The organism is Nocardioides sp. Leaf374 (assembly GCF_916862475.1).
Taxonomy (GTDB): Bacteria; Actinomycetota; Actinomycetes; order Propionibacteriales; family Nocardioidaceae; genus Nocardioides; species Nocardioides kribbensis.
On the sequence record NZ_CAKASO010000016.1, the window covers coordinates 63,212 to 70,362 of the forward strand.

Below are 7,151 nucleotides of genomic sequence, written 5' to 3' on the forward strand. Positions count from 1 at the left end.
GGATGACCCCGTGGCACGTATCGGTGACGGCGGCGATCTGCTGAAGTGCTCCTTCTGCGGCAAGTCGCAGAAGCAGGTCAAGAAGCTCATCGCAGGCCCCGGCGTCTACATCTGCGACGAGTGCATCGACCTGTGCAACGAGATCATCGAGGAGGAGCTCAGCGAGGGCGCCGAGGTCAGCCTCGACGAGCTGCCCAAGCCGCGCGAGATCTTCGAGTTCCTCAACTCCTACGTGATCGGCCAGGAGCAGGCTAAGAAGTCGCTGGCCGTCGCGGTCTACAACCACTACAAGCGGGTGCAGGCCGGTCTCCAGCCCGTCTCGGGCAAGCACAGCAAGGACGAGGCGGTCGAGGTCGCCAAGTCCAACATCCTCGTCATCGGCCCGACCGGCTGCGGCAAGACCTACCTCGCCCAGACCCTGGCCCGCATGCTCAACGTGCCCTTCGCCATCGCCGACGCCACGGCGCTGACCGAGGCCGGCTACGTCGGCGAGGACGTCGAGAACATCCTGCTCAAGCTGATCCAGGCCGCCGACTACGACGTCAAGAAGGCCGAGACCGGCATCATCTACATCGACGAGATCGACAAGGTGGCCCGCAAGGCGGAGAACCCCTCGATCACGCGCGACGTCTCCGGCGAGGGCGTGCAGCAGGCCCTGCTCAAGATCATCGAGGGCACCACCGCCTCGGTGCCCCCGCAGGGCGGACGCAAGCACCCGCACCAGGAGTTCATCCAGATCGACACCACCAACATCCTCTTCGTGGTGGGCGGCGCCTTCGCGGGTCTCGAGCACATCATCGAGCAGCGGGTGGGCAAGAAGACCCTGGGCTTCACCGCCGAGGTCCGCACCCAGGCCGAGCGCAAGGAGGAGGACCTGCTGGCGCTGGTGCGCCCCGAGGACCTCACCAAGTTCGGCCTGATCCCCGAGTTCATCGGCCGCCTGCCGCTCATCGCCAGCGTCAACAAGCTCGACCAGGCCGCGCTCGTGCAGATCCTCACCGAGCCCCGCAACGCCCTGGTCAAGCAGTACCAGAAGCTCTTCGAGCTCGACGGTGTCGAGCTGGAGTTCACCGACGACGCCATCAAGGCCATCGCCGACAACGCCATGGAGCGCGGCACCGGTGCGCGCGGTCTGCGCGCCATCATCGAGGAGGTCCTCCTCCACGTGATGTACGACGTGCCCTCGCGCGGCGACGTCGCCAAGGTCGTCGTCACCGGAGCGGTCGTCACCGGTGACGAGGCACCCACGCTGGTGCCCCGCGAGAGCGAGACCAAGAAGAAGAAGTCGGCCTGACCCCGGGTCGCACCCCGACCCACGAAGAACCGCCCCGGACCGTCGGTCCGGGGCGGTTCTCGTCGCGCGTGGGGCCTGCTCAGCCCTCGGTGGGCGCCGCGAGCTCGGCGCGCACCGAGATCGCGGTGGCCTCGGGGTCGCTGCGGAAGACCAGCTCGCCGGTGATGCGTCCGGTGCGGCGCAGGTCGTCGGCGGCGCGCTCGGCGGCCACCACGAGGGCCTCGGGGCCCACGACCTCGACGCGGGAGAGCTCGGCGCGCATCGAGACCTTGGCCTGCGACTTGGCGCCGCGCACGCCGATCAGCGCCTGGGCCACGGCGTCCAGTGTCGACGGGTCGGCCGCGGCGGGGGCGCCGAGGTCGAGGGCGGTGGGCCACGGCGCGTGGTGGATCGAGCCGTCGGCGTCACCGCGGGGGTGCCACCACGACCAGACCTCCTCGGTGACGTAGGGCAGGAAGGGCGCGAGCAGGCGCAGCTGCACCTCCAGGGCGAGGGCGAGCGCGGCCTTGGCCGAGGCCGCGCCGGCGCCGCCGGTCTCGTCGTAGGCGCGCTCCTTGACCAGCTCGAGGTAGTCGTCGCAGAACTCCCAGAAGAACTTCTCGACCGTCTCCAGCGCCGTGGTGTAGTCGTAGGCCTCGAAGGCCTCGGTGGCGCGCTCGACGACGATGGCGAGGCGCCCGAGCAGGGCGCAGTCGACGGGCTCGGAGACCTCGAAGGCGTTGAGGGTCGTGGCGCCGACGCCGCCGAGGACGAACTTCGAGGCGTTGAGCACCTTCATGGCCAGGCGGCGCCCGACCTTCATCTGGCTCTCGTCGAAGGGCGAGTCGAGGCCGGGGCGGGCCATGGCGGCGCGCCAGCGCACGGCGTCGGCGCCGAACTTCGTGAGGATCTCGTCGGGCACGACGACGTTGCCCTTGGACTTCGACATCTTCTTGCGGTCGGGATCCATGATGAAGCCGGAGATCATCGCGTGGGTCCACGGCGCGGCGTGGTGCTCGAAGTGGCTGCGCACGACGCGCGAGAAGAGCCAGGTGCGGATGATGTCGTGGGCCTGGGTGGCCAGGTCCATCGGGAAGACGCGCTGCCACAGGTCGTCGTCGGACTCCCAGCCGCCCGCGATCTGCGGGGTGAGCGAGGATGTGGCCCAGGTGTCCATGACGTCGGGGTCGCCGATGAAGCCGCCGGCCTGGCCGCGCTGGGCCTCGTCGTAGCCGCGGGGGGCGTCGGTGGAGGGGTCGACGGGCAGCTCGGCCTCGGTGGGCAGCAGCGGGTGGGCGTAGTCGGGCTCGCCGGAGTCGTCGAGGGGGTACCACACCGGGAAGGGGATGCCGAAGAACCGCTGGCGCGAGATCAGCCAGTCGCCGTTGAGGCCGCCGACCCAGTTGTCGTAGCGGTGCTTCATGTGGGTCGGGACCCAGGTGATCTCGCCGCCGCGGGCGATCATCTCCTCGCGGATGCCGGCGTCGCGTCCGCCGTTGCGCACGTACCACTGGCGCGTGGCGACGATCTCCAGCGGCTTGTCGCCCTTCTCGTAGAAGTTCGTCATGCGCTGGGTGGGCTTGGGCTCGCCGTCGAGGTCGCCGGACTCGCGCAGCTTGGCCACGACGGCCTCACGGGCGCTGAAGGCGGTCTTGCCGGCCAGGTCGGCGTACGCCGCGGCGGCGGGCTCGCCGGCCAGCCACTCGGGGGTCTCGCGCAGGAAGCGTCCGTCGCGACCGACCACGGTGCGCACCGGCAGGTCGAGCTCGCGCCACCAGGTGACGTCGGTGAGGTCGCCGAAGGTGCAGCACATCGCGATGCCGGCGCCCTTGTCCATCTCCGCGGCGGGGTGGGCCAGCACGGGCACCTCGACCCCGAAGACGGGGCTGGTGACGTGGGTGCCGAGGAGCGGCTGGTAGCGCTCGTCGTCGGGGTGGGCGATGAGGGCGACGACGCTGGGGATCAGCTCGGGCCGGGTGGTCTCGATGTGGACCGGCTCGCCGGGCGAGCCGTCGGCGGCCACGGTGCGGAAGGCGACGCGGTGGTAGGCGCCGGCGTACTCGCGGGCCTCGAGCTCGGCCTGGGCGACGGCGGTCTGGAAGGTGACGTCCCACAGGGTGGGGGCCTCCTGCAGGTAGGCCTCGCCGCGGGCGTAGTTGCGCAGGAACGCGCGCTGGCTGACGGTCTGGGCCTTCGGGCCGATGGTCGTGTAGTGCTGCTTCCAGTCCACCGACAGCCCGAGGGTGCGCCAGAGGGTCTCGAAGACCTTCTCGTCCTCCTCGACCAGCCGCTCGCACAGCGCGATGAAGTTGGGCCGGCTGATCGGCACCTGCTTCTTGGCGTCGGGCTTGGCCGGCGGCTCGAAGTCGGGGTCGAAGGGCAGCGAGGGGTCGCAGCGCACGCCGTAGTAGTTCTGCACCCGGCGCTCGGTGGGCAGGCCGTTGTCGTCCCAGCCCATGGGGTAGAAGACCGACTTGCCGCGCATGCGCTGGAAGCGGGCGATCAGGTCGGTGTGGGTGTAGGAGAAGACGTGGCCGACGTGCAGGCTGCCGCTCACCGTCGGGGGCGGGGTGTCGATGGAGAAGACGTTCTCGCGCGGCTGGGTGCGGTCGAAGGCGTAGGTGTCGTCGGCCTTCCACCGCTGGCTCCAGGAGGCCTCGAGACCCTCCAGGGCAGGCTTGTCCGGTACGACGACGGCGCGGGTCGCGCTCGTCGTGTCGGGGGCCTGGGGGGACTGGGTCTCGGTCATGGCCCCAGATTACGGGTGCCGGTCGTCACCCTGAAATCGGTTCCCGAAACCATTAGCGCTGGTCAGCGGCACCGTCCTAGCCTGCCGGGCATGCCCGACGCGACCGTCCGCACGACGGTGGAGCTGCTCACCGACCCCGCCGCCTTCCTCGCCGCGGCCGAGCCGGTGCTCGCCGCCGACCCGGTGGTGGCGACCGTGGTGGCCTCCGTGACCCGCCGGGCCGTCGAGGCGGCCGAGCGCGGCGAGCCCTGGACCGAGGCCGGCCGGCCGTGCTGGTGGGCGCTCGTGCGCGAGGACGGTGTGGTGGTCTCCGCCGCGATGCGCACCGCGCCGCTCGCGCCCTGGCCGCTCTTCGTGCTGCCCATGAGCGAGGTCGCCGCGCGGGCCCTCGCCGGCCTGCTGCTCGAGCGGGGCGAGGAGGTGCGCGCGGCCAACGGTGCGCTGCCGGCGACCCGGGTGCTGTGTGAGGTGCTGGCGGCCGGGGGCGGGGGAGAGGTGCGGGTGCACGAGCAGACCCGGCTCTTCGAGCTGCGCGAGCTCGTGGCGCCCCGGTCTCCGGCGGGCCGGCTGCGGGCCGCGACGTCGCGGGACCTCGACCTGCTGGCGGGGTGGTTCGCGGCGTTCCACGTCGACGCGGCGGCGCAGGCGGGCCGCACGCCCGAGCACGACACCGTGGACGTGGTCGACCGAGCCGAGGTGGCCCGCCGCACGGAGGCGGGTCTGCTGTGGGTCTGGGAGGACGTCGAGGGGCGCGTCGTCCACCTCACCGGCCACAACGCCCCGGCGCACGGGGTGCTGCGCATCGGCCCGGTCTACACCCCGGCCCCCCACCGCGGCCACGGGTACGCCGCCGCCGCGGTGGCCGCCGTGGCGGCGCGGGCGCTGGACCACGGGCACCGGCCCTGCCTCTTCACCGACCGGGCCAACCCGGTCTCGAACCACGTCTACACCGCCCTGGGGTTCGAGCCGGTCGTCGACATGGCCAACCTGCTGGTGGAGCCCGACGCGGGCCCGACCCGGGGCCCGACCCCGGGCCCGCGGCGGGCGGCGATCCCACCGGGGCCACCTCCTAGACTGGGAGGGCGATGACCCAGACCCCTGCGACACCCGACGTCCCCCGCCTCGCCGAGACCTTCTCCGAGGTGGAGGACGCCCTGCTCTCGCGCTGGCCCGAGACCCGCCTCGAGCCCTCGCTCGACCGGATCGCCGCCTTCACCGAGCTGCTCGGCGAGCCGCAGCGCTCCTACCCCGTCGTGCACCTGACCGGCACCAACGGCAAGACCAGCACGTCGCGGATGATCGACACCCTGCTGCGCACGCTCGACCTGCGCACCGGCCGCTTCACCAGCCCCCACGTGGAGCGGATGAACGAGCGCATCAGCATCGACGGCGAGCCGCTCGACGACGAGGCCTTCGTGCGCGCCTTCAACGACGTGGCGCCCTACACTCACCTCGTCGACGAGGACCAGCTGCACCCGCTGTCGTTCTTCGAGACCGTGGTGGGCATGGCCTTCGCGGCCTTCGCCGACGCCCCGGTCGAGGTCGCGGTGCTCGAGGTCGGCATGGGTGGGGCCTGGGACGCCACCAACGTCGCCGACGCGGCGGTGGCCGTGGTGCTGCCCGTCGCCGTCGACCACGCCAAGTACCTCGGCGACCGGCCCGACACCATCGCCGCCGAGAAGGCCGGCATCATCAAGGCCGGCTCGCGCGTGGTGCTGGCCCAGCAGACGCCGGAGGCCGCGGCGGTGCTGCTCGCGCGCGCCGCCGAGGTCGGTGCCGAGGTCGTGCAGGAGGGCCTCGACTTCGGCGTGGCCGCCCGCACCCCGGCCGTCGGCGGCCAGGTGCTCTCGCTGCAGGGCCTCCGGGCGCGCTACGACGACGTCTTCCTCCCGCTCCACGGCGCCCACCAGGCCCAGAACGCCGCCGTGGCGCTCGCGGCGGTCGAGTCCTTCGTCGGCGGCGAGCAGCCCCTCGACGCCGACCTCGTCGGCGCGGCCTTCGCCGAGGTGACCTCGCCGGCGCGTCTCGAGGTCGTGCGCCGCAGCCCCACCATCGTGCTCGACGCCGCGCACAACCCCCACGGCGCCGAGGCCCTGGCCGCCGCGCTCGACGACTCCTTCACCTTCTCCCCGCTCATCGGGGTCGTCGGGGTCATGGGCGACAAGGACGCCGAGGGCCTGCTCTCCGCGCTCGAGCCGCACCTCTCGCACGTCGTGTGCACCCAGAGCTCCACCGACCGGGCCCTGCCCGCCGAGGACCTGGCCGAGATCGCGCGCGGCATCTTCGACGACGACCAGGTCACCGTCGTGCCCCGCCTGGCCGAGGCCCTCGACGCCGCCGCCGCGCTGGCCGAGGCCGGGGAGGCCTTCGGCGACCCGCTCGGCTCCGGCGCGGTGCTGGTGACCGGCTCGGTCGTCACCGCCGGCGAGGCCCGCGGCCTGCTCGTCAGCGAGCGCGGCACGCAGGCCCAGCGGGTGGCCCGCCGCGAGATCGACCAGCAGCTCGAGCAGGGGGACGACCAGTGAAGCGCTCGCCCAAGCGCGGCATGTGCGCCGCGATCCTCAGCCTCGAGGCGATCACCCTCGGCCTCACCACCCCGGTGCTGCTGACCCTGACCGACGTCTCCACCGGCGTCGGCCTGGCCATCGGCCTGGGGCTCGCCGTCGCCTGCGTCCTGCTGGCCGGGATGCTGCGCGCGGAGTGGGCCTACACCGCCGGCTGGGTGGTGCAGGCGGCCGCGGTGCTGCTCGGCTTCGTGGTGCCGATCATGTTCTTCCTCGGTGCGGTCTTCGCGCTGCTGTGGGGCACCGCCGTCCTCCTCGGGGTCAAGATCGAGCGCGAGCGCGCCGCGGCCTACGCCGCCCTGGAGCGCGACGGCGGACCCGAGCCGGTCTAGCCCTCCCCGGGCGTCACCCCCCGGGCCGCACCCGCCAGCGCGGCCAGGGCCCGGTCGAGCTCGGCGTCGGTGCAGCCGCCGAAGCCCACCACCAGCCCGGTCGCCCCCGAGCCGCGGGCGTAGTCGGCCAGCAGCGGCACGTCGAAGCCCGCGGCTTGAAGGCCCCGCCAACGGCGGCTCGCTCGAGGGGATCCTCGCGGTCCACTCGCTGTCGAAGCGCTCCAACCTCGCGG

The 7,151-nt window shown here is 72.6% G+C and carries 6 protein-coding genes; 4 read left to right on the plus strand and 2 right to left on the minus strand.

Annotation, left to right across the window (positions count from 1 at the left end; translation table 11 throughout):
• Positions 1-10 precede the first annotated feature (10 nt).
• Positions 11-1,294 (plus strand): ATP-dependent Clp protease ATP-binding subunit ClpX, encoded by a 1,284-nt coding sequence (gene clpX / locus LPA27_RS09730; protein ID WP_056863746.1) that lies wholly within the window; start codon positions 11-13, stop codon positions 1,292-1,294.
• Positions 1,295-1,373: 79 nt separating this feature from the next.
• On the opposite strand, the gene valS is transcribed toward clpX, so the two are convergent.
• The gene (gene valS, locus LPA27_RS09735) at positions 1,374-4,022 is read right to left on the minus strand and encodes a valine--tRNA ligase (RefSeq protein WP_228942294.1); all 2,649 of its coding nucleotides are present in this window, start codon (positions 4,020-4,022) and stop codon (positions 1,374-1,376) included.
• A 90-nt stretch (positions 4,023-4,112) separates the two neighbouring features.
• Here valS and LPA27_RS09740 point away from each other — a divergent pair, with 90 nt between their 5' ends.
• From LPA27_RS09740 to LPA27_RS09750, 3 genes are read left to right on the plus strand one after another with little or no spacing between them, the layout of a single operon-like run.
• Complete coding sequence (locus tag LPA27_RS09740) at positions 4,113-5,111, plus strand: GNAT family N-acetyltransferase (RefSeq protein ID WP_228942295.1); 999 nt, start codon at positions 4,113-4,115, stop codon at positions 5,109-5,111.
• Positions 5,108-6,547, plus strand: coding sequence for a bifunctional folylpolyglutamate synthase/dihydrofolate synthase (locus tag LPA27_RS09745; protein ID WP_056863748.1), 1,440 nt, complete (start codon positions 5,108-5,110; stop codon positions 6,545-6,547). The genes LPA27_RS09740 and LPA27_RS09745 overlap by 4 nt, the downstream gene beginning before the upstream one ends.
• Positions 6,544-6,918 carry a DUF4233 domain-containing protein gene (locus LPA27_RS09750; RefSeq protein WP_228942296.1) on the plus strand — a complete coding sequence of 125 codons (375 nt, stop codon included), beginning with the start codon at positions 6,544-6,546 and terminating at the stop codon, positions 6,916-6,918. The genes LPA27_RS09745 and LPA27_RS09750 overlap by 4 nt, the downstream gene beginning before the upstream one ends.
• Here the strand turns inward: LPA27_RS09750 and LPA27_RS09755 are convergent.
• A complete protein-coding gene (locus LPA27_RS09755) occupies positions 6,915-7,058 on the minus strand; it encodes a hypothetical protein (protein ID WP_228942297.1) in 144 nt (47 codons plus the stop codon). The genes LPA27_RS09750 and LPA27_RS09755 overlap by 4 nt on opposite strands.
• Between the last annotated feature and the right edge of the window lie 93 nt (positions 7,059-7,151).